This window comes from Streptomyces sp. M41(2017), assembly GCF_002078175.1.
GTDB lineage: Bacteria > Actinomycetota > Actinomycetes > Streptomycetales > Streptomycetaceae > Streptomyces.
The window spans coordinates 3,943,741-3,964,484 of record NZ_MWFK01000001.1 but is presented as its reverse complement, the minus strand read 5'-3'; the positions used below and the strand labels follow the sequence as shown (position 1 = coordinate 3,964,484).

At 66.3% G+C, this 20,744-nt stretch carries 13 protein-coding genes, 1 tRNA gene and 3 rRNA genes; 4 read left to right on the top strand and 13 right to left on the bottom strand.

Going from position 1 to position 20,744, the window contains the following annotated elements; all coding sequences use genetic code 11:
* The first annotated feature begins 34 nt into the window (after window positions 1–34).
* A complete protein-coding gene (locus B0675_RS17495) occupies window positions 35–2,782 on the top strand; it encodes a SpoIIE family protein phosphatase (protein WP_081221845.1) in 2,748 nt (915 codons plus the stop codon).
* 100 nt (window positions 2,783–2,882) lie between these two features.
* Here B0675_RS17495 and B0675_RS17490 read toward each other — a convergent pair.
* The 8 genes from B0675_RS17490 to thyX form a co-directional block, all read right to left on the bottom strand.
* Window positions 2,883–2,958, bottom strand: a tRNA-Thr gene (locus tag B0675_RS17490).
* Between the two features lie 85 nt (window positions 2,959–3,043).
* The gene (locus B0675_RS17485) at window positions 3,044–3,706 is read right to left on the bottom strand and encodes a DegT/DnrJ/EryC1/StrS family aminotransferase (RefSeq protein ID WP_081219745.1); all 663 of its coding nucleotides are present in this window, start codon (window positions 3,704–3,706) and stop codon (window positions 3,044–3,046) included.
* A gap of 113 nt (window positions 3,707–3,819) precedes the next feature.
* Window positions 3,820–3,936, bottom strand: a 5S ribosomal RNA gene (gene rrf / locus B0675_RS17480).
* A gap of 86 nt (window positions 3,937–4,022) precedes the next feature.
* A 23S ribosomal RNA gene (locus B0675_RS17475) occupies window positions 4,023–7,144 on the bottom strand.
* 315 nt (window positions 7,145–7,459) lie between these two features.
* Window positions 7,460–8,985, bottom strand: a 16S ribosomal RNA gene (locus B0675_RS17470).
* The 16S, 23S and 5S rRNA genes sit together here, the layout of an rRNA operon.
* Before the next feature lie 595 nt (window positions 8,986–9,580).
* Window positions 9,581–11,266, bottom strand: a complete 1,686-nt coding sequence (locus B0675_RS17460) for a ribonuclease J (protein ID WP_081219744.1) — start codon at window positions 11,264–11,266, stop codon at window positions 9,581–9,583.
* 135 nt (window positions 11,267–11,401) lie between these two features.
* Window positions 11,402–12,301, bottom strand: coding sequence for a 4-hydroxy-tetrahydrodipicolinate synthase (dapA, locus tag B0675_RS17455; RefSeq protein WP_081219743.1), 900 nt, complete (start codon window positions 12,299–12,301; stop codon window positions 11,402–11,404).
* A 211-nt stretch (window positions 12,302–12,512) separates the two neighbouring features.
* Window positions 12,513–13,253 (bottom strand): FAD-dependent thymidylate synthase, encoded by a 741-nt coding sequence (thyX, locus tag B0675_RS17450; protein ID WP_081221844.1) that lies wholly within the window; start codon window positions 13,251–13,253, stop codon window positions 12,513–12,515.
* 233 nt (window positions 13,254–13,486) lie between these two features.
* On the opposite strand from thyX, the gene B0675_RS17445 reads away from it, so the two are divergent.
* Together B0675_RS17445 and B0675_RS17440 are read left to right on the top strand one after the other, a co-directional pair.
* On the top strand, window positions 13,487–13,726 hold the full coding sequence (locus B0675_RS17445) for a hypothetical protein (protein WP_081219742.1): 240 nt from the start codon (window positions 13,487–13,489) through the stop codon (window positions 13,724–13,726).
* Window positions 13,727–13,816: 90 nt separating this feature from the next.
* The gene (locus tag B0675_RS17440) at window positions 13,817–14,374 is read left to right on the top strand and encodes a hypothetical protein (RefSeq protein ID WP_081219741.1); all 558 of its coding nucleotides are present in this window, start codon (window positions 13,817–13,819) and stop codon (window positions 14,372–14,374) included.
* A 129-nt stretch (window positions 14,375–14,503) separates the two neighbouring features.
* Here the strand turns inward: B0675_RS17440 and B0675_RS17435 are convergent, their stop codons facing one another.
* The 5 genes from B0675_RS17435 to rpsO all read right to left on the bottom strand — a co-directional run bounded on the left by B0675_RS17435 (window position 14,504) and on the right by rpsO (window position 20,010).
* Window positions 14,504–14,956, bottom strand: coding sequence for a hypothetical protein (locus tag B0675_RS17435; RefSeq protein WP_081219740.1), 453 nt, complete (start codon window positions 14,954–14,956; stop codon window positions 14,504–14,506).
* A gap of 32 nt (window positions 14,957–14,988) precedes the next feature.
* A complete protein-coding gene (gene dapB, locus B0675_RS17430) occupies window positions 14,989–15,741 on the bottom strand; it encodes a 4-hydroxy-tetrahydrodipicolinate reductase (RefSeq protein WP_081219739.1) in 753 nt (250 codons plus the stop codon).
* 26 nt (window positions 15,742–15,767) lie between these two features.
* Window positions 15,768–17,147, bottom strand: a complete 1,380-nt coding sequence (locus B0675_RS17425) for a pitrilysin family protein (RefSeq protein ID WP_081219738.1) — start codon at window positions 17,145–17,147, stop codon at window positions 15,768–15,770.
* The gene (locus B0675_RS17420) at window positions 17,144–19,360 is read right to left on the bottom strand and encodes a polyribonucleotide nucleotidyltransferase (RefSeq protein WP_081219737.1); all 2,217 of its coding nucleotides are present in this window, start codon (window positions 19,358–19,360) and stop codon (window positions 17,144–17,146) included. Before B0675_RS17420 ends, B0675_RS17425 begins: the two co-directional genes overlap by 4 nt.
* A 359-nt stretch (window positions 19,361–19,719) precedes the next feature.
* Window positions 19,720–20,010: a 30S ribosomal protein S15 gene (rpsO, locus tag B0675_RS17415; RefSeq protein ID WP_081219736.1), complete on the bottom strand. Its 291-nt coding sequence runs from the start codon at window positions 20,008–20,010 to the stop codon at window positions 19,720–19,722.
* Between the two features lie 266 nt (window positions 20,011–20,276).
* Here rpsO and B0675_RS17410 point away from each other — a divergent pair, with 266 nt between their 5' ends.
* The gene (locus B0675_RS17410; RefSeq protein ID WP_081219735.1) at window positions 20,277–20,573 is read left to right on the top strand and encodes a DUF397 domain-containing protein; all 297 of its coding nucleotides are present in this window, start codon (window positions 20,277–20,279) and stop codon (window positions 20,571–20,573) included.
* The last annotated feature ends 171 nt before the right edge of the window (window positions 20,574–20,744 follow it).

Genomic DNA, 20,744 nt, shown 5'->3' with positions numbered 1-20,744 from the left:
CACGAGCGGGCAGGCATCGGAGGGGCACCGCACCATGACCACCGGACTGCATCCAGAGGAAGCCCCTCAGGATCCCCGGCCGACGGGGAACCACGCTCTTCCCACGCAGGAGCGGGGCGGCCACGCAGCCGTGCACGCCGACAACCGGAAGAGGAGTTCTGTGATCACCGCGCGCGCGGCCGCCAGTTTCGAGCCGGTGGGACGCTCCGTCGCGACCGCCCGCTCCTTCGTCCGCGACACCCTCCAGGGCTGGGGCTTCGCCGACATCGTGGACGACGCCGTCGTCCTGACCAGCGAACTGGTCACCAACGCCGTCGTGCACGCGGGCACCTCCGCCGACGTTCTGTGTCTGCGCAGCGACGACGGCGTGCGCATCGAGGTGGCGGATCACTACCCCGAACGCGAGATCCCACTCCAGGGAGCCGCCATCAACATGGGCAGCCCCGACCGCGAGGGGGGTCGCGGGCTCCAGCTCTGCGCCGCCCTCGCCGGCCGCTGGGGTGTCGAGTACACGCCCACCCACAAGCAGGTCTGGTTCCAGCTCGAACTCCCCGAGCGCGCGGTCGGCACCCGCGCCGCCGGCCCCTCCCTGCCCGCGCACCTCCTCCCCCTCGCCGACGGCCGCGTCCGCGTCGCGGTCGTCCAGATCGACCGCACCGGCGCCATCAACGCCTGGAACGAGGACGCCGAGGAACTCTTCGGGTACGCGGCCGAGCAGGTCACCGGCAAACCGCTCACCGACCTCGCCGCCTGGCCGCACACCCCCGGCACCAGCACCGGCATCGTCGAAGCCCTCCAACTCTCCCGCTGGGAAGGCAGCTACGGCATCCGCTGCGCCGACGGCCGGGTCACCCCCGTCTACGCCTCGCACCTTCGGGTCCGGGACACGAGCGGAGAACCGTCGACGGTCTGTCTCCTCGTCCGCGACCACGAACGTGCCGTCCTGCAGACCCCGTTGCGCCTCGCCGCGGCGGACTCGGGCACCACCGCCGAGGGCCAGACCACGGACCCGTTCGAGATCTTCATCGGCTCGCCCGCCCCGGACGACCTCGACGGACTCCTCCAGCGCACGGTGGAGCGCGCCCGCGACATGCTCGACGCCGACTCCGCGTTCCTGCTCCTCGCGACCGACGACGAGACGGAGTTGGAGGTGCGCGCCTCGACGGGCCTGCCCTCCGCCCGCCAGCGCTTCGCCCGCGTCCCCGTCGAAGCCGGCCCCGGACGCTACGGCTCGGCCAGGATGCCCGCCGTCCACGAGGACCTGACCGTCGTCCCCGGCGCCGTCCCGCTCCTCGGCGGCACCGGCATGCGCTCGGTCGTCACGGTCCCGCTGAAGGTCGAGGGCCGCCTCACCGGTTCCCTCGGCGTCGCCGCCGAAGCCCCGGGCCGCTACTCCAACGAGGAGGCACTGCGCCTCCAGTTCGCCGCCGACCGCATCGCCCTCGCCGTGGAGTCCGCCCGGCTCGGCGAGCTGGAGCGCCTGCGCCGCGGCTCCCTGTCGTTCCTCGTCGAGGCCTCCGACCTCCTCGCCGGCACCCTGGACCGCGACCAGACGCTGGCCCTGATGGCCCAGATGACCGTCCCGACCCTCGCCACCTGGTGCGCGGTCTACACGATCGCCGACCAGTCCTCGGAGCCCTACCTCTCGTACGTGCTGCACGAGGACGAGGAACGCATCGACGGCCTCAAGGCGCTGCTGTCGAAGATCTCTCCGCCGGACCCGGTGCCCACCCCGGGCGCGCGTGTCTGGTCGGCACCCGCCGCGGCGGCCCACGAGGCGGCCCTGCGCACCTCCATGCGCAGCCTGGGCCTCGGCGAGACCGCCTCGGCGACCACCGGTATCGGCACCACGCTCGCCACGGCCGCCGCGGTCGGCGGCGAGACCGTCGTCCTCCCCCTGGTGGCCCGCAACCGCGTGATCGGCATGCTGACCCTCGGCAAGCCCTCGGACGAGCACTTCCGCCAGGAGATCCTGGAACTGGCCGAGGACCTCTCCCGCCGGGCCGCCCTCGCCCTGGACAACGCCCGCCTGTACTCGGAGCGCACGGCCATCAGCCAGTCCCTCCAGCGCAGCCTCCTGCCCCCGGAGCTCCCTCACATCGAGAACGTCGAGGTCGAGGTCATCTACCGCGCGGCCGGAGAGGGCAACGAAGTCGGCGGCGACTTCTACGACCTCTTCCCCATCCGCGACGGCGCGTACGGCTTCGCCATCGGCGACGTCTGCGGGACGGGCCCGGAGGCGGCGGCGGTCACCGGCCTCGCCCGGCACGCCCTGCGCCTGCTGGCCCGTGAGGGCTACGGCGGCCCGGCCGTCCTGGAGCGCCTGAACTCCGCGATCCTCGACGAGGGAGCCCGCAGCCGCTTCCTGACCCTCCTGTACGGGGAGCTGTGGCCCCAGGAGGACGGCAGCGCCGTCCTGAAGGTGGTCTGCGCCGGACACCCGCTCCCGCTGCGTCTGCGCCAGGACGGCACGGTCGAACCGGCCGCCGAACCCCAGCCGCTCCTCGGCGTGATGGAGGACCTGGAGCTCTACGAGCAGACGGTCACCCTCGATCCGGGCGATGTCCTGCTCTGCGTCACGGACGGTGTCACGGAGCGCCGCGAAGGCACGCGCATGCTCGGTGACGACGGTCTCGCGGACGTCCTCACCACCTGCACGGGTCTGACGGCGGGAGCGGTCGCGGCCCGCATCATGCGGGCGGTGGAACGCTTCGCCTCTGACGCCCCGTCGGACGACATGGCGATTCTCGCGATGCGTGTCCCGGGCCTGCAGAACGACTAGTGGTCGACGGGGCCGGCCGGACCTCCGGTCGGCCCCGGACATGCGAAAGACTCCGGACATGCGAAAGGCCCCCGCCCACAAGGGCGGAGGCCTTTTCTGCTGGAGCCCCCCAACGGAATCGAACCGTTGACCTTCTCCTTACCATGGAGACGCTCTACCGACTGAGCTAGGGGGGCCTGCCGCCTCTGCGAGGTTTCCCTCGCGGCAACGAGATAGATCATACCCCGAACACAACGGTGTTCCCAACCACCGGTATGGAGATCAGAAAGCGGGCTGGAGGAGTCCCCCGAGCGCGTTGCACGCGGAGACGATCCGCTGCATCTCCCGCTTGGTCAACGCCCCCTCCACCGGCAGCGAAAGGGTCTCGTCCGCCGCCCGCTCGGTCTCGGGAAGGTGCACGTCCCGACGGAACCCGGGCATGCGGTGCACGGGCGTCTTGACCGGAACCCGGCACTCAACCCCCTTGGCCCGCGCGGCTCGTGCGAAGGCGTCCCGGTCGGGCCGCCCGTTGCCGGGCACCCGCACCACGTACTGCTGGTACGTGTGTCCGTCTCCGCCGTCCGGCGTCCGCACTCCGCTGAGCCGGCCGTCGAGGTAGGCGGCCCGCTCCCGGCGCTGCGCGATCTCGTCGTACGGCGACGCGGATTCTCCCTGTTCCAACACCAACAGCCCGTGCCGGCGGCCGAGTTCGTGCAGCCGCGGCAGGTCGGCGGTCCGGCCGAACCGGTGGACGACCACGACGGCCGCGGACCTCGCCGTTGTGACGGCGTCGACGGCGAGGGGATCGAGGCAGTACGTCGCCGGGTCTATGTCGGCGAAGACGACGGTGGCGCCGGCCTCGTGCACGGCCTCGGCGACCTCCACGTTCCCGAAGGCCGGGACGATGACCTCGTCACCGGCTCCGACGCCCGCGGCGCTGAGCATTGCAGCAGTACCCATGCCTGGAATCGTGGTCGCGCAACGTGAACTCCAAGTGACGCAAAACAAAAAAGAGCTGGTCCCCGAACCGAAGTTCGGGGACCAGCTCTTCAATATGAGTTCGGCGGCGTCCTACTCTCCCACAGGGTCCCCCCTGCAGTACCATCGGCGCTGTGAGGCTTAGCTTCCGGGTTCGGAATGTAACCGGGCGTTTCCCTCACGCTATGACCACCGAAACACTATGAAACTGTCAACCGGAGCCGTGGCATAGCTACGACGGTTGTTCGTGGTTTCAGAACCAACACAGTGGACGCGAGCAACTGAGGACAAGCCCTCGGCCTATTAGTACCAGTCACCTCCAGCGGTTACCCGCCTTCCAGATCTGGCCTATCAACCCAGTCGTCTACTGGGAGCCTTAACCCCTCAAGGGGGTGGGAATACTCATCTCGAAGCAGGCTTCCCGCTTAGATGCTTTCAGCGGTTATCCCTCCCGAACGTAGCCAACCAGCCATGCCCTTGGCAGGACAACTGGCACACCAGAGGTTCGTCCGTCCCGGTCCTCTCGTACTAGGGACAGCCCTTCTCAATATTCCTACGCGCACAGCGGATAGGGACCGAACTGTCTCACGACGTTCTAAACCCAGCTCGCGTACCGCTTTAATGGGCGAACAGCCCAACCCTTGGGACCGACTCCAGCCCCAGGATGCGACGAGCCGACATCGAGGTGCCAAACCATCCCGTCGATATGGACTCTTGGGGAAGATCAGCCTGTTATCCCCGGGGTACCTTTTATCCGTTGAGCGACGGCGCTTCCACAAGCCACCGCCGGATCACTAGTCCCGACTTTCGTCCCTGCTCGACCCGTCGGTCTCACAGTCAAGCTCCCTTGTGCACTTACACTCAACACCTGATTACCAACCAGGCTGAGGGAACCTTTGGGCGCCTCCGTTACTCTTTAGGAGGCAACCGCCCCAGTTAAACTACCCATCAGACACTGTCCCTGATCCGGATCACGGACCCAGGTTAGACATCCAGCACGACCAGACTGGTATTTCAACGACGACTCCACCATGGCTGGCGCCATGACTTCAAAGTCTCCCAGCTATCCTACACAAGCCGAACCGAACACCAATATCAAACTGTAGTAAAGGTCCCGGGGTCTTTCCGTCCTGCTGCGCGAAACGAGCATCTTTACTCGTAGTGCAATTTCACCGGGCCTATGGTTGAGACAGTCGAGAAGTCGTTACGCCATTCGTGCAGGTCGGAACTTACCCGACAAGGAATTTCGCTACCTTAGGATGGTTATAGTTACCACCGCCGTTTACTGGCGCTTAAGTTCTCAGCTTCGCCACCCCGAAGAGTGACTAACCGGTCCCCTTAACGTTCCAGCACCGGGCAGGCGTCAGTCCGTATACATCGCCTTACGGCTTCGCACGGACCTGTGTTTTTAGTAAACAGTCGCTTCTCGCTGGTCTCTGCGGCCACCCCCAGCTCACCGAGTAAATCGGATCACCAGTGATGGCCCCCCTTCTCCCGAAGTTACGGGGGCATTTTGCCGAGTTCCTTAACCATAGTTCACCCGAACGCCTCGGTATTCTCTACCTGACCACCTGAGTCGGTTTAGGGTACGGGCCGCCATGAAACTCGCTAGAGGCTTTTCTCGACAGCATAGGATCATCCACTTCACCACAATCGGCTCGGCATCAGGTCTCAGACTATGTGCTGTCCGGATTTACCTAGACAACGTCCTACACCCTTACCCCGGGACAACCACCGCCCGGGATGGACTACCTTCCTGCGTCACCCCATCACTCACCTACTACCACCTTGGGCCGGCGGCTCCACCACTCCCCTCAACTCCGAAGAGATCAGGGCGGCTTCACGGCCTTAGCATTAATGGGCTCGATGTTTGACGCTTCACAGCGGGTACCGGAATATCAACCGGTTATCCATCGACTACGCCTGTCGGCCTCGCCTTAGGTCCCGACTTACCCTGGGCAGATCAGCTTGACCCAGGAACCCTTAGTCAATCGGCGCACACGTTTCTCACGTGTGTATCGCTACTCATGCCTGCATTCTCACTCGTGAACCGTCCACCACTGCCTTCCGGCGCGGCTTCACCCGGCACACGACGCTCCCCTACCCATCACAGCAGGCGTTGGCCCTATTGCTGCAATGACACGACTTCGGCGGTACGCTTGAGCCCCGCTACATTGTCGGCGCGGAATCACTAGACCAGTGAGCTATTACGCACTCTTTCAAGGGTGGCTGCTTCTAAGCCAACCTCCTGGTTGTCTGTGCGACTCCACATCCTTTCCCACTTAGCGTACGCTTAGGGGCCTTAGTCGATGCTCTGGGCTGTTTCCCTCTCGACCATGGAGCTTATCCCCCACAGTCTCACTGCCGCGCTCTCACTTACCGGCATTCGGAGTTTGGCTAAGGTCAGTAACCCGGTAGGGCCCATCGCCTATCCAGTGCTCTACCTCCGGCAAGAAACACACGACGCTGCACCTAAATGCATTTCGGGGAGAACCAGCTATCACGGAGTTTGATTGGCCTTTCACCCCTAACCACAGGTCATCCCCCAGGTTTTCAACCCTGGTGGGTTCGGTCCTCCACGACCTCTTACAGCCGCTTCAACCTGCCCATGGCTAGATCACTCCGCTTCGGGTCTTGAGCGCGCTACTGAATCGCCCTATTCGGACTCGCTTTCGCTACGGCTTCCCCACACGGGTTAACCTCGCAACGCACCGCAAACTCGCAGGCTCATTCTTCAAAAGGCACGCAGTCACGAGACATGTGCAAGCACATATCCGACGCTCCCACGGCTTGTAGGCACACGGTTTCAGGTACTATTTCACTCCGCTCCCGCGGTACTTTTCACCATTCCCTCACGGTACTATCCGCTATCGGTCACCAGGGAATATTTAGGCTTAGCGGGTGGTCCCGCCAGATTCACACGGGATTTCTCGGGCCCCGTGCTACTTGGGTGTCTCTCAAACGAGCCGTTGATGTTTCGACTACGGGGGTCTTACCCTCTACGCCGGACCTTTCGCATGTCCTTCGCCTACATCAACGGTTTCTGACTCGCCTCACAGCCGGCAGACTGTGAAAGAGAGATCCCACAACCCCCTGCATGCAACCCCTGCCGGGTCTCACACATACAAGGTTTGGCCTCATCCGGTTTCGCTCGCCACTACTCCCGGAATCACGGTTGTTTTCTCTTCCTGCGGGTACTGAGATGTTTCACTTCCCCGCGTTCCCTCCACACTGCCTATGTGTTCAGCAGTGGGTGACAGCCCATGACGACTGCCGGGTTTCCCCATTCGGAAACCCCCGGATCAAAGCCTGGTTGACGGCTCCCCGGGGACTATCGTGGCCTCCCACGTCCTTCATCGGTTCCTGGTGCCAAGGCATCCACCGTGCGCCCTTAAAAACTTGGCCACAGATGCTCGCGTCCACTGTGCAGTTCTCAAACAACGACCAACCACCCATCACCCCCGGTTACCACCGGAGTTCACTGGGGCCGGCACTGAAGGCAGCCAACCATCGGCCGTACCTTCAGACACCCAACAGCGTGCCCGACCCTCTTCCTGCTTCCCTCATTCTTTCCACGCCCCGAAGGACAGTACTCGAAGGAGAAGACAGTCAAGAGTGCCGAATAATCAACGTTCCACCCATGAGCAACCACCGTCGAACGTGTGCCGACGTAATGGCCCTGGACCACCAAGCAAGCTTGGCGGCCTAGATGCTCCTTAGAAAGGAGGTGATCCAGCCGCACCTTCCGGTACGGCTACCTTGTTACGACTTCGTCCCAATCGCCAGTCCCACCTTCGACAGCTCCCTCCCACAAGGGGTTGGGCCACCGGCTTCGGGTGTTACCGACTTTCGTGACGTGACGGGCGGTGTGTACAAGGCCCGGGAACGTATTCACCGCAGCAATGCTGATCTGCGATTACTAGCAACTCCGACTTCATGGGGTCGAGTTGCAGACCCCAATCCGAACTGAGACAGGCTTTTTGAGATTCGCTCCGCCTCACGGCTTCGCAGCTCTTTGTACCTGCCATTGTAGCACGTGTGCAGCCCAAGACATAAGGGGCATGATGACTTGACGTCGTCCCCACCTTCCTCCGAGTTGACCCCGGCAGTCTCCTGTGAGTCCCCATCACCCCGAAGGGCATGCTGGCAACACAGAACAAGGGTTGCGCTCGTTGCGGGACTTAACCCAACATCTCACGACACGAGCTGACGACAGCCATGCACCACCTGTACACCGACCACAAGGGGGGCACTATCTCTAATGCTTTCCGGTGTATGTCAAGCCTTGGTAAGGTTCTTCGCGTTGCGTCGAATTAAGCCACATGCTCCGCTGCTTGTGCGGGCCCCCGTCAATTCCTTTGAGTTTTAGCCTTGCGGCCGTACTCCCCAGGCGGGGAACTTAATGCGTTAGCTGCGGCACCGACGACGTGGAATGTCGCCAACACCTAGTTCCCACCGTTTACGGCGTGGACTACCAGGGTATCTAATCCTGTTCGCTCCCCACGCTTTCGCTCCTCAGCGTCAGTAATGGCCCAGAGATCCGCCTTCGCCACCGGTGTTCCTCCTGATATCTGCGCATTTCACCGCTACACCAGGAATTCCGATCTCCCCTACCACACTCTAGCCTGCCCGTATCGACTGCAGACCCGGGGTTAAGCCCCGGGCTTTCACAACCGACGTGACAAGCCGCCTACGAGCTCTTTACGCCCAATAATTCCGGACAACGCTTGCGCCCTACGTATTACCGCGGCTGCTGGCACGTAGTTAGCCGGCGCTTCTTCTGCAGGTACCGTCACTTTCGCTTCTTCCCTGCTGAAAGAGGTTTACAACCCGAAGGCCGTCATCCCTCACGCGGCGTCGCTGCATCAGGCTTTCGCCCATTGTGCAATATTCCCCACTGCTGCCTCCCGTAGGAGTCTGGGCCGTGTCTCAGTCCCAGTGTGGCCGGTCGCCCTCTCAGGCCGGCTACCCGTCGTCGCCTTGGTGAGCCACTACCTCACCAACAAGCTGATAGGCCGCGGGCTCATCCTTCACCGCCGGAGCTTTTAACCCCCACCCATGCAGGCAGGAGTGTTATCCGGTATTAGACCCCGTTTCCAGGGCTTGTCCCAGAGTGAAGGGCAGATTGCCCACGTGTTACTCACCCGTTCGCCACTAATCCACCCCGAAGGGCTTCATCGTTCGACTTGCATGTGTTAAGCACGCCGCCAGCGTTCGTCCTGAGCCAGGATCAAACTCTCCGTGAATGTTTTCCCGTAATCGGGACGACACCACGAGAGCGGAACAACCGGTCGGAATAGGACCGGTCGTTCACAGCGTCCTCGCTGTGCGCCTACCCCGAGGGGCAGGACTTTTTCAAAGGAACCTCGTCCCGGCCGATCGGCCGGAGACGGGGTATCAACATATCTGGCGTTGATTTTTGGCACGCTGTTGAGTTCTCAAGGAACGGACGCTTCCTTTGTACTCACCCTCTCGGGCTTTCCTCCGGGCGCTTCCCTTCGGTCTTGCGTTTCCGACTCTATCAGACCGTTTCCGTATCCGATTTCCTCGGTGCTTTCCAGGTTTTCGCTTTCGCGTTTCCCTTTCCGGCGAGTCCGACTCTATCAGATCCTTTCGGGCCCGATTTCCTCGATGCTATCAAGTTCCGCGCTTTTCGCGCTTTCCTTTTCAGCGGCTCCGACTTTATCAGAAGTTCTGAGTCGGATTTCCCGCCCCCTTCGGGGACTTGATCCGAGGCACGAAGCTGTCGGGTTCCCGTTCAGGCGGAGACGTAAACGTACTGGAGCGGGCCGCCTCGATGCAAATCGAGGCGGCCCGCTCCCGGTTGACGTGCTCCGGGGGTCAGACCTCGACCACGACCGGGAGGATCATCGGGCGCCGGCGGTAGTTGTCGGAGACCCACTTGCCCAGCGTGCGGCGGATGAGCTGCTGCATCTGGTGAGGCTCGACCACACCGTCCTGAGCGGACCGCTCCAGGACTTCGGTGACCTTCGGGATGACGTCGGCGAACGCGGCGTCGTCGATGCCGGAGCCGCGGGCCTGTACGTGCGGACCGCCCGTGAGCTTGCCCGTGCTGGCGTCCATGACCACGAAGACCGAGATGATGCCCTCGTCCCCGAGGATCCTGCGGTCCTTGAGCGCGGGCTCACCGACGTCACCGACCGAGAGGCCGTCGACGTACACGTACCCGGCCTGGACCTTGCCGGAGATCTTCGCCTTGCCGTTGATCAGGTCGACGACCACGCCGTCCTCGGCGATGACGATGCGGTCGTGCGGGACACCGGTGAGGGCGCCGAGCTCGGCGTTGGCCCGCAGGTGGCGCCATTCGCCGTGGACCGGCATCAGGTTGCGAGGCTTGCAGATGTTGTAGAAGTACAGCAGCTCGCCCGCCGAGGCGTGACCGGAGACGTGCACCTTGGCGTTGCCCTTGTGGATGACGTTCGCACCCCAGCGGGTCAGGCCGTTGATGACGCGGTAGACCGCGTTCTCGTTACCGGGGATCAGTGACGACGCCAGGATCACGGTGTCGCCCTGGACGATCCGGATCTGGTGGTCGCGGTTCGCCATCCGGGAGAGGGCGGCCATCGGCTCGCCCTGGGAGCCCGTGCAGACGAGCACGACCTCGTGGTCCGGGAGGTCGTCGAGCGTCTTGACGTCGACCACCAGGCCCGGCGGGACCTTCAGGTAGCCGAGGTCACGGGCGATGCCCATGTTGCGGACCATCGACCGGCCGACGAAGGCGACCCTGCGGCCGTACTCGTGGGCGGTGTCGAGGATCTGCTGGATGCGGTGCACGTGGCTGGCGAAGCTCGCCACGATGATCCGCTTGCTCGCGCTCGCGAAGACCTGGCGCAGCACGTTCGAGATGTCGCGCTCGGGCGGGACGAAGCCGGGGACCTCGGCGTTGGTGGAGTCCGAGAGGAGGAGGTCGATGCCTTCCTCGCTCAGACGCGCGAACGCGTGCAGGTCCGTGAGGCGGCCGTCCAGCGGAAGCTGGTCCATCTTGAAGTCGCCGGTGTGGACGACCATGCCCGCGGGGGTGCGGATGGCGACCGCGAGGGCGTCCGGGATGGAGTGGTTGACCGCGACGAACTCGCAGTCGAAGGGGCCGATGCGCTCGCGGTGGCCCTCGGCCACCTCCAGCGTGTACGGCCGGATGCGGTGCTCCTGGAGCTTCGCCTCGATGAGGGCGAGGGTCAGCTTGGAGCCGATCAGCGGGATGTCCGGCTTCTCGCGCAGGAGGAACGGGACGGCACCGATGTGGTCCTCGTGACCGTGCGTGAGCACGATGCCCTCGATGTCGTCGAGGCGGTCCCGGATGGACGTGAAGTCCGGCAGGATCAGGTCGATTCCGGGCTGCTCCTCCTCGGGGAAGAGCACTCCGCAGTCGACGATCAGGAGGCGGCCTCCGTACTCGAAGACCGTCATGTTCCGGCCGATCTCGCCGAGGCCGCCGAGCGGGGTGACGCGCAGGCCGCCCTTCGGCAGGACCGGCGGTGCGCCGAGTTCAGGATGCGGATGACTCAAAAGACTCTCCTCACCACGGACGCCACGTACCTGGCAAGGCACGTGGCGCGCGTGACGTTCGTGCAGTAGCAGTTGTCTGTGTGGGGTGCGGACCCATGGCCCGCGGTGGTGCTTATTCAGTTGTGAAGTCTGTGTTCAGAGCTCTACCCCGCCGGCGCCAAGATCGATCTTGAGCTGGACGGTCTCCTCGGGCGACAGCTCGACCATCGGGGCGCGCAGCGGACCGGCCGGCAGGCCCTGGAGGGCGAGTGCGGCCTTGGTCGTCATGACGCCCTGGGTGCGGAACATGCCGGTGAAGACGGGGAGCAGCTTCTGGTGGATCTCCGTGGCCTTCTGCACGTCGCCCGAGAGGTGGGCGTCGAGCATGGCGCGGAGTTCCGGGGTGACGACGTGGCCGACGACGGAGACGAATCCGACCGCGCCCACGGAGAGCAGCGGGAGGTTCAGCATGTCGTCGCCGGAGTACCAGGCGAGTCCGGAGCGGGCGATGGCCCAGCTGGCCCGACCGAGGTCCCCCTTGGCGTCCTTGTTCGCGACGATACGGGGGTGCTCGGCGAGCCGCACCAGGGTTTCGGTGTTGATCGGGACGCCGCTGCGGCCGGGGATGTCGTAGAGCATGACCGGCAGGCCGGTCGCGTCGGCGATGGCCGTGAAGTGCCGGTAGAGGCCCTCCTGCGGCGGCTTGTTGTAGTACGGCGTCACGGTGAGCAGGCCGTGCGCGCCGACCTGCTCGGCGGCGCGGGCCAGCTCGATGCTGTGGTGGGTGTCGTTCGTGCCGACGCCGGCGACGACGTGGGCGCGGTCGCCGACCGCCTCCACCACGGCTCGTACGAGATCCGCTTTCTCCGCGTTGCTGGTGGTCGGGGACTCACCGGTGGTGCCGTTGATGATCAGGCCGTCGTTGCCTGCGTCCACCAAGTGGGTGGCGAGCCGCTGAGCGCCGTCGAGGTCGAGTGCGCCGTCCGCCGTGAAGGGCGTGACCATGGCGGTGAGGACCCGCCCGAAGGGGGTCTGCGGAGTGGAGGTCGGAGCCATGGGTAACACGCTACTCGCTGCTCAACCCGGGGTCTGCCCTCGGGGGACACGACAAAGCACGACAAAGGTGGAGCCCGGCACTGCCTGCTCGGGGGTTCAAGCAGTGCCGGGTCCGTTTGATCAGGCTAGATGAACTTCGCGAAATGCCGCAATACGGACACCTCGCCCGGATGATCCGTACATCTGTGCCGGACCGGTGCGCACCGGCGCTTTACGGCGCCACACGGCCGTTCGCGTTGTAGGCCGCGTGTGTGAGCGGCATGAGCCTGGCCCACTCCGCTTCCATCTTCTCGCCGACCATCTCGATCTCACGCTGCGGGAAGGACGGGACCTTGGCGAGCTCGTGCTGGGTGCGCAGGCCGAGGAAGTGCATGAGGGACCGCGCGTTGCACGTGGCGTACATCGAGGAGAAGAGACCGACCGGGAGGACGGCGCGGGCGACCTCGCGGGCCACGCCGGCGGCGAGCATCTCCTGGTACGCCTCGTAGGCCTGGCGGTAGGAGTCCTCCATCGCGCGGCCCGTGAGCTCCAGCTGGGCCTGTGTGCCCTCCACGAAGACGTACTTGCCGGGACGGCCCTCCTGGACCAGCTTGCGGGAGGCGTCCGGGACGTAGAAGACCGGCTCCAGGTTCCTGTAGCGGCCCGATTCCTCGTTGTACGACCAGCCGACGCGGTGGCGCATGAACTCGCGGAAGACGAAGATCGGGGCGCTGATGAAGAAGGTCATCGAGTTGTGCTCGAAGGGGCTGCCGTGCCGGTCCCGCATCAGGTAGTTGATCAGGCCCTTGGAACGCTCCGGGTCCTTCTGCAGCTCTTCCAGCGACTGCTCCCCGGCCGTGGAGACACGGGCGGCGAACAGCACGTCGGCGTCGGAGGCCGTGTGCTTGATCAGCTCGACGGTGACATCGCTGCGGAAGCTGGGCTTGAGGTCGTCGGCGGGGGTGTCGGTCACGGTGCGGAGGGTCCTTCCCATCACTGGCTCGGGCGGCGCCCACTCTACGGCCCGGCACCGACAACGGGGCGTTCGGTGTCGTGCCGCGACATTCGGCACCGAACTTCTGCGAATTCGGTGATTCAGGGCACCTCTTGGGGCACTCGTGCGTCTGTATGAGTGAGGGCGACGTGTTCGAGCCGCTCTCACCGACCGTCACACCAGCACGATTCTCCGGAAGGAGAAGCACGCTCATGTTCCGCCGGCGCGAGCCCGTCCCGTTCGCCTTCATCGCCGAGGCCGACCAGTTCCGCAGCAATGTCACTCCCCCACCCCGCGAGCGGGCCTCCGCCGGGCAGATGGTCGGGCGATGGCTCATCGGCCTCACCGTCGTCGCCGGGATAGCGGGGTCCCTGCTCGTCGGGATGCCCGCCTTGTCGCAGGATCAGTCACCTGCGAAGACGCAGCATTCCGAGGCGTCGGACGGCCGCTGACTCATCCGGACCCCCAAGGGTGGTGGCCCGGCATCCGGCTCGATAACCTCACCGGGCACAGCCCATGCGTGGATTGAGTGAGGATCAGTCGTGCCCCTGCCTTTCCTGACGGCGGACCGCGCCTTTGACGAGGCCGCGGACGATGTCGCGCTGCCCTTCGACGACCGCGACCGCTGGCGGCGCCCCTACCGGCCCGGCCCGTGGCGGGTCGGCGCCGCCGCTCTCGTCCTGCTGCTGGCCTCGTTCGTGCTCGTCGCGGCGGTGATCATCGCCGTGGCCGGTGCCGTGCCCGCCGCTCTGGCCTGCATGGTCGGCGCGGCGGTCGTCATACTGTGCGCGCTGCGTCTGCTGCGCGTCGGTGTGTGGGTGAGCGCCCGGGGACTGCGCAGGGTGGGCTTCTTCGTCACGAGCACGACCCCGTGGGAGCAGGTCACCGCCGTCCGCACGGTGCAGCAGCCGGTGCGCTGGCTGGGGCTGCCGCGCACGGTGCAGGGACAGGCTCTGACGCTCGTACGGACGGAGCGCGCGCCCGGTGAGGTTCCGCCGCTCATGACGACGCACAACGCCGACTTCCTGGCCCGTACGGAGGCCTTCGACCGGGCGGCGGACGCCGTCGAGGTGTGGGCGGACGAGTACCGCCGGCACTGACGGGCGATCACGCCGAGGGCGACGACGCAGGAGGGGCCGACCCGCAGGTGTGCGGGTCGGCCCCTCCTTTCTCGTACAGCCGCCGTGCCCGGCGTCCCGCCCCAGGACATGGGCGTCGCGCCTGCCCGGTCAGGCTTCCAGGGTGCGGCCCTCCTGGAGGGCGATCGCCCGCTGCATCGCCTTGCGGGCGCGCGGGGTGTCCCGGGCGTCGTGGTAGGCCACCGCGAGGCGGAACCAGGTGCGCCAGTCGTCCGGCGCGTCCTCCGTCTCGGCCTTGCGGCGGGCGAAGACCTCGTCGGCCGAGTCGCGGTCGATGCGGCCGCCCTCGGTACGCCGCAGCTCGTCGACGGGCAGTCCGCCCTCGGCGTCGAGCACGGCGGCGAGCCGGTTGGCCTTGCGGACGAACTGCGTGTTCGCCCAGAGGAACCAGATGCCGATGACCGGCAGGATGAGCACGGCGACACCGAAGGTGACGGTGATCAGGGTGCCGTCCTGGATCAGCATCACTCCCCGGCTGCCGACCAGGACGAAATAGACGACCAGGACGGCGGCCGTGACCGCGTAGGTGATTTTCGCGCGCATGTCTGCCGGTTACCTCGTGTACGTGCCCCGGCTCAGCCGAGGTCCAGGAAGTGTTCCAGGCCGAAGGTGAGGCCCGGGGTGGTCACCACGCGGCGGACACCGAGCAGGATGCCCGGCATGAAGCTGCTGTGGTGCAGGGAGTCGTGGCGGACGGTGAGGGTCTCGCCCTCACCACCGAGCAGGACCTCCTGGTGGGCGAGGAGGCCGCGCAGCCGGACCGAGTGCACCGGCACGCCGTCGACGTCCGCGCCGCGGGCGCCGTCCAGGGCGGTCGCCGTGGCGTCGGGCTGCGGGGCGCTGCCCGCGCGCTCCCGGGCCGCGGCGATGAGCTGGGCGGTGCGCGTGGCGGTGCCGCTGGGGGCGTCCACCTTGTTCGGATGGTGCAGCTCGATGACCTCGACGGACTCGAAGTACGGAGCGGCGACCTCGGCGAACTTCATGGTCAGGACGGCCCCGATGGAGAAGTTCGGCGCGATGAGCACGCCGGTCTCCGGGGACGCGGCCAGTGAGGTGCCGAGCTGCGCGAGACGCTCGTCGGTCCAGCCGGTCGTGCCGACCACGGCGTGGATGCCGTGCCGGACACAGAAGTCGAGATTGCCCATCACCGAGGCGGGGGTGGTCAGTTCGACGGCGACCTGGGCGCCGGCGTCGACCAGCGTCTCCAGCTTGTCGTCGCGCCCGAGGGCGGCCACCAGCTCCATGTCCTCGGCGGCCTGGACGGCTCGTACAGCCTCGGCGCCGATCCGGCCCTTGGCACCGAGGACCGCCACGCGCAGCTTGCTCATTGCTTCGTTCCTTACCGAGACGGGGATCAGGCGACCGCGTCGTGCAGTCGCGACGCCTGCTTGTCCTTGACCGGGCCGATGACCGCCAGCGAGGGCCGCTGTCCCAGGATGTCCCGTGCGACCTCACGGACCTCGTCCGGGGTGACCGAGGCGATCCGGGCCAGCATGTCGTCCACGGACATCTGTTCGCCCCAGCACAGCTCACTCTTGCCGATGCGGTTCATCAACGCGCCGGTGTCCTCGAGGCCGAGGACGGTGGAGCCCTGGAGCTGGCCGACGGCGCGGCCGATCTCGTCGTCCGAGAGGCCGTGCTCGGCGACCTGGTCCAGCTCGTCGCGGCAGAGCTTCAGGACGTCGTGGACCTGGCTCGGGCGGCAGCCCGCGTAGACACCGAAGAGACCGCAGTCGGCGAAGCCCGAGGTGTACGAGTACACGCTGTAGGCCAGGCCACGCTTCTCGCGGACCTCCTGGAAGAGACGCGAGGACATACCGCCGCCGAGGGCCGTGTTCAGGACGCCGAGGGCCCAGCGCCGCTCGTCGGTGCGGGCGAGGCCCGGCATGCCGAGGACGATGTGGGCCTGCTCGGTCTTGCGGCCGAGCAGTTCGACACGGCCGGAGGTGCGGATGGTGCGCCGGCCGTCGCGCGGGGCGATGGGGGTCGCCGAGGCGTTCTTGAAGGCACCCGCCTTCTCGAAGGCGGCACGGACCTGGCGGACGACCTTGTTGTGGTCGACGTTGCCGGCGGCGGCCACCACGAGGTGGGTCGGGTCGTAGTGCTTCTTGTAGAAGCGGCGGATGCGGTCCGCGGTCAGGGCGTTGACGGTGTCGACCGTGCCGAGGACGGGGCGGCCGAGGGCGTTGTCGCCGAACATCGTGTGCGCGAACAGGTCGTGCACGCAGTCGCCCGGGTCGTCCTCGGTCATCGCGATCTCTTCGAGGATCGCCCCGCGCTCCACGTTGACGTCGTCCTCGACGATGAGGGAGCCGGTCAGCATGTCGCAGACGACGTCGATCGCGAGCGGCAGGTCGGTGTCGAGCACGCGTGCGTAGTAGCACGTGTACTCCTTGGCCGTGAACGCGTTCATCTCGCCGCCGACCGCGTCGATCGCCGAGGAGATGTCCAGGGCGGACCTGCGGCTGGTGCCCTTGAAGAGCAGGTGCTCCAGGTAGTGCGTGGCGCCGTTCAGTGCCGGCGTCTCGTCGCGGGAGCCCACGTGTGCCCAGATGCCGAAGGTGGCGGAGCGCACGGAGGGGAGCGTCTCGGTGACGATGCGCAGGCCACCGGGGAGGGTGGTCTTGCGGACCGTGCCGATGCCGTTCGTGCCCTTGATCAGGGTTTGGGTACGGGCGACGGCCCGCGCCTCCGAGGAGGTGCGGGCCGTCGTCGTGGAGCTACTCGACGTCACTTGTCGGTGTCGTCCTTCTTCTCATCGTCGCCTTCGCCCTCGATCACGGGGATCAGGGAGAGCTTGCCGCGGGAGTCGATCTCGGCGATCTCGACCTGGACCTTGGAGCCCACGCCGACGACGTCCTCGACGTTCTCCACGCGCTTGCCGCCGGCGAGCTTGCGGATCTGCGAGATGTGCAGCAGACCGTCCTTGCCCGGGAGCAGCGACACGAACGCACCGAAGGTCGTCGTCTTCACGACGGTGCCCAGGTAGCGCTCGCCGACCTCCGGCATGGTCGGGTTGGCGATCGAGTTGATCGTGGCGCGCGCGGCCTCGGCCTGCGAGCCCTGCTGGGCACCGATGTAGATGGTGCCGTCGTCCTCGATCGTGATGTCGGCGCCGGTGTCCTCCTGGATCTGGTTGATCATCTTGCCCTTGGGGCCGATGACCTCACCGATCTTGTCCACGGGGATCTTGACGGTGATGATCCGCGGGGCGTTCGGGGACATCTCGTCCGGCGTGTCGATCGCTTCCATCATCACGTCGAGGATGTGGAGGCGGGCGTCGCGGGCCTGCTTGAGGGCCGCGGCCAGGACGGAGGCGGGGATGCCGTCCAGCTTGGTGTCCAGCTGGAGAGCGGTCACGAACTCCTTGGTGCCGGCGACCTTGAAGTCCATGTCGCCGAAGGCGTCCTCCGCACCGAGGATGTCGGTGAGGGCGACGTAGTGCGTCTTGCCGTCGATCTCCTGGGAGATCAGACCCATGGCGATACCGGCGACGGGGGCCTTGAGGGGCACACCGGCGTTCAGCAGCGACATGGTCGAGGCGCAGACGGAGCCCATGGACGTCGAGCCGTTGGAGCCGAGGGCCTCGGACACCTGACGGATCGCGTAGGGGAACTCCTCGCGGGTCGGCAGGACCGGCACGATCGCGCGCTCGGCGAGCGCGCCGTGGCCGATCTCGCGGCGCTTCGGGGAGCCGACGCGGCCCGTCTCACCGACGGAGTACGGCGGGAAGTTGTAGTTGTGCATGTAGCGCTTGCGGGTCACCGGGGAAAGGGTGTCCAGCTGCTGCTCCATGCGGAGCATGTTCAGGGTGGTGACGCCCAGGATCTGGGTCTCGCCACGCTCGAACAGCGCCGAGCCGTGCACGCGCGGGATGGCCTCGACCTCGGCGGCCAGCGTACGGATGTCCGTGACGCCGCGGCCGTCGATGCGGACCTTGTCCTTGATGACGCGCTCGCGGACCAGCTTCTTGGTCAGCGCGCGGTACGCGGCGGAGATCTCCTTCTCGCGACCCTCGAACTGCGGGAGCAGCTTCTCGGCGGCGATCTCCTTGACGCGGTCCAGCTCGGCCTCGCGGTCCTGCTTGCCGGCGATGGTGAGCGCCTGGGCGAGCTCGCTCGTGACCGCGGCGGTGAGGGCCTCGAAGACGTCGTCCTGGTAGTCCAGGAAGATCGGGAACTCGCCGGTCGGCTTGGCGGCCTTGGCGGCGAGGTCCGACTGCGCCTTGCAGAGGACCTTGATGAAGGGCTTCGCGGCGTCGAGGCCGGCGGCCACGACCTCCTCGGTCGGCGCCTCGGCGCCACCCTGGACGAGCGTGATCGTCTTGTCGGTGGCCTCGGCCTCGACCATCATGATCGCGACGTCGCCGTCCTCGAGGACGCGACCGGCGACGACCATGTCGAAGACGGCGTCCTCGAGCTCGGTGTGCGTCGGGAACGCGACCCACTGGCCGTTGATCAGCGCGACGCGGACGCCGCCGACCGGGCCGGAGAAGGGCAGACCGGCCAGCTGCGTGGACGCGGAGGCGGCGTTGATCGCCACGACGTCGTACAGGTGGTCGGGGTTGAGGGCCATGATCGTCGCGACGACCTGGATCTCGTTGCGAAGGCCCTTCTTGAAGGACGGACGCAGCGGGCGGTCGATCAGGCGACAGGTGAGGATGGCGTCCTCGGAGGGACGACCCTCACGGCGGAAGAAGCTGCCGGGGATCTTGCCGGCGGCGTACATCCGCTCCTCGACGTCCACCGTCAGGGGGAAGAAGTCGAGCTGGTCCTTGGGCTTCTTGGAAGCGGTGGTGGCCGACAGCACCATGGTGTCGTCGTCCAGGTACGCGACGGCGGAGCCGGCGGCCTGACGGGCCAGCCTGCCCGTCTCGAAGCGGATGGTGCGGGTACCGAAGGAACCGTTGTCGATGACGGCCTCGGCGTAGTGGGTCTCGTTCTCCACTAGTGTTTTCTCCTCGTCTTCGTCCCGTCCTGCCCGTGTGGCAGGGGGACGGTGGCGGAGAGGCGCTCCTCCTGGTGCGGGCCGGTCTTCGATCGAAGCACCCGGGGCTGTTACGCCCGGGGGCCACTACCGAGGACCGGCGGCGGCGAGGCGCGCTTCTCCTCGTTCGGTGTCGTGAGAGGCCCTACCCGGCGGGTACGGCTTCGTCACGCTCTGTTCGTACGTGCTGTTTCCTGCGTATTGCGTTGTGCTACCACACTACAAAGCGTCGGTGACACTCCGCACGTACAAGGCCGTGCGGCGGCACATACAGCAAAAGGAGCGGCTCCCGACGCGGGAACCGCTCCCTTCACGGCGTCTTACTTGGCGCCGCCGGCCGCACCGCGGCGGATGCCCAGGCGGTCGACCAGCGCACGGAAGCGCTGGATGTCCTTCTTGGCCAGGTACTGAAGCAGGCGGCGACGCTGGCCGACCAGGATCAGAAGACCACGGCGGGAGTGGTGGTCGTGCTTGTGGGTCTTGAGGTGCTCGGTCAGGTCCGAGATCCGGCGCGACAGCATGGCGACCTGGACCTCGGGGGAGCCGGTGTCGCCCTCCTTCTGACCGAACTCGCTGATGAGCTGCTTCTTCGTAGCGGCGTCGAGCGGCACGCTTACTCCTTGTAGTCTCGTGTCTGCCACCGAGTGCCCCTGGTCGAATTCTCAGGGGAGCTTCCGTGACTCGGAAGGCGGGGATCCGATGGGCGCGGCCTCCGGAGCAGCGCTCCGGGGGTGCGTACACAAACGGCCGTTACACAGGGTACCAGCCTGGCCGGACGCGTCTGTCCGGGTCACGGAAGGTTCCCGGGCGGTGTGGTCCAGGCCACTAGGGTGACGCCGCAGAGGTCATTCGTACGTGGGGAAGGGGCCGGCGGAACATGGCCGAGGAAGCGGACAAGGACGTCAAGGCGCGCAAGGAGCGGGAGAAGGACGAGCTCTACGCCCTGGACATCTCGGGCGTCGAATGGCAGAGCGCGCCCGGCACCGAGGAGCACGAGGAGCGGGTCGAGATCGCGTATCTGCCCGGGGGCGCGGTGGCCATGCGCTCCTCGCTCGACCCCAGGACGGTGCTGCGGTACACGGAGGCGGAGTGGCGGGCCTTCGTACTGGGCGCGCGGGACGGCGAGTTCGACCTGGAGCCGGCCCCGCACGCCGGGAGCCTGCCGGCGGAGTAGTGGCGCAGCGGTGGCGGAGCAGGGGAACGGTCGGCGGCCGTCCGGTGGGCGGCTGACCGACGCCGTGTGAACGCCGAGCAGGGAAGGGCCGGAGTGGAGAGGTTCTCCGCTCCGGCCCTTGCCGCTGTTTGTCTGCTTTGGGGCTCAATCGTGAGCGTGTGTACGCCACTT

What these genes read in the sequence shown, in the direction of transcription:
- B0675_RS17495 (WP_081221845.1), top strand. Translation starts at nt 35, where the DNA reads ATGACCACCGGACTGCATCCAGAGGAAGCCCCTCAGGATCCCCGGCCG.
- B0675_RS17485 (WP_081219745.1), bottom strand. Translation starts at nt 3,706, where the DNA reads ATGCTCAGCGCCGCGGGCGTCGGAGCCGGTGACGAGGTCATCGTCCCG.
- dapA (WP_081219743.1), bottom strand. Translation starts at nt 12,301, where the DNA reads ATGGCTCCGACCTCCACTCCGCAGACCCCCTTCGGGCGGGTCCTCACC.
- B0675_RS17445 (WP_081219742.1), top strand. Translation starts at nt 13,487, where the DNA reads ATGTTCCGCCGGCGCGAGCCCGTCCCGTTCGCCTTCATCGCCGAGGCC.
- B0675_RS17435 (WP_081219740.1), bottom strand. Translation starts at nt 14,956, where the DNA reads ATGCGCGCGAAAATCACCTACGCGGTCACGGCCGCCGTCCTGGTCGTC.
- dapB (WP_081219739.1), bottom strand. Translation starts at nt 15,741, where the DNA reads ATGAGCAAGCTGCGCGTGGCGGTCCTCGGTGCCAAGGGCCGGATCGGC.
- B0675_RS17410 (WP_081219735.1), top strand. Translation starts at nt 20,277, where the DNA reads ATGGCCGAGGAAGCGGACAAGGACGTCAAGGCGCGCAAGGAGCGGGAG.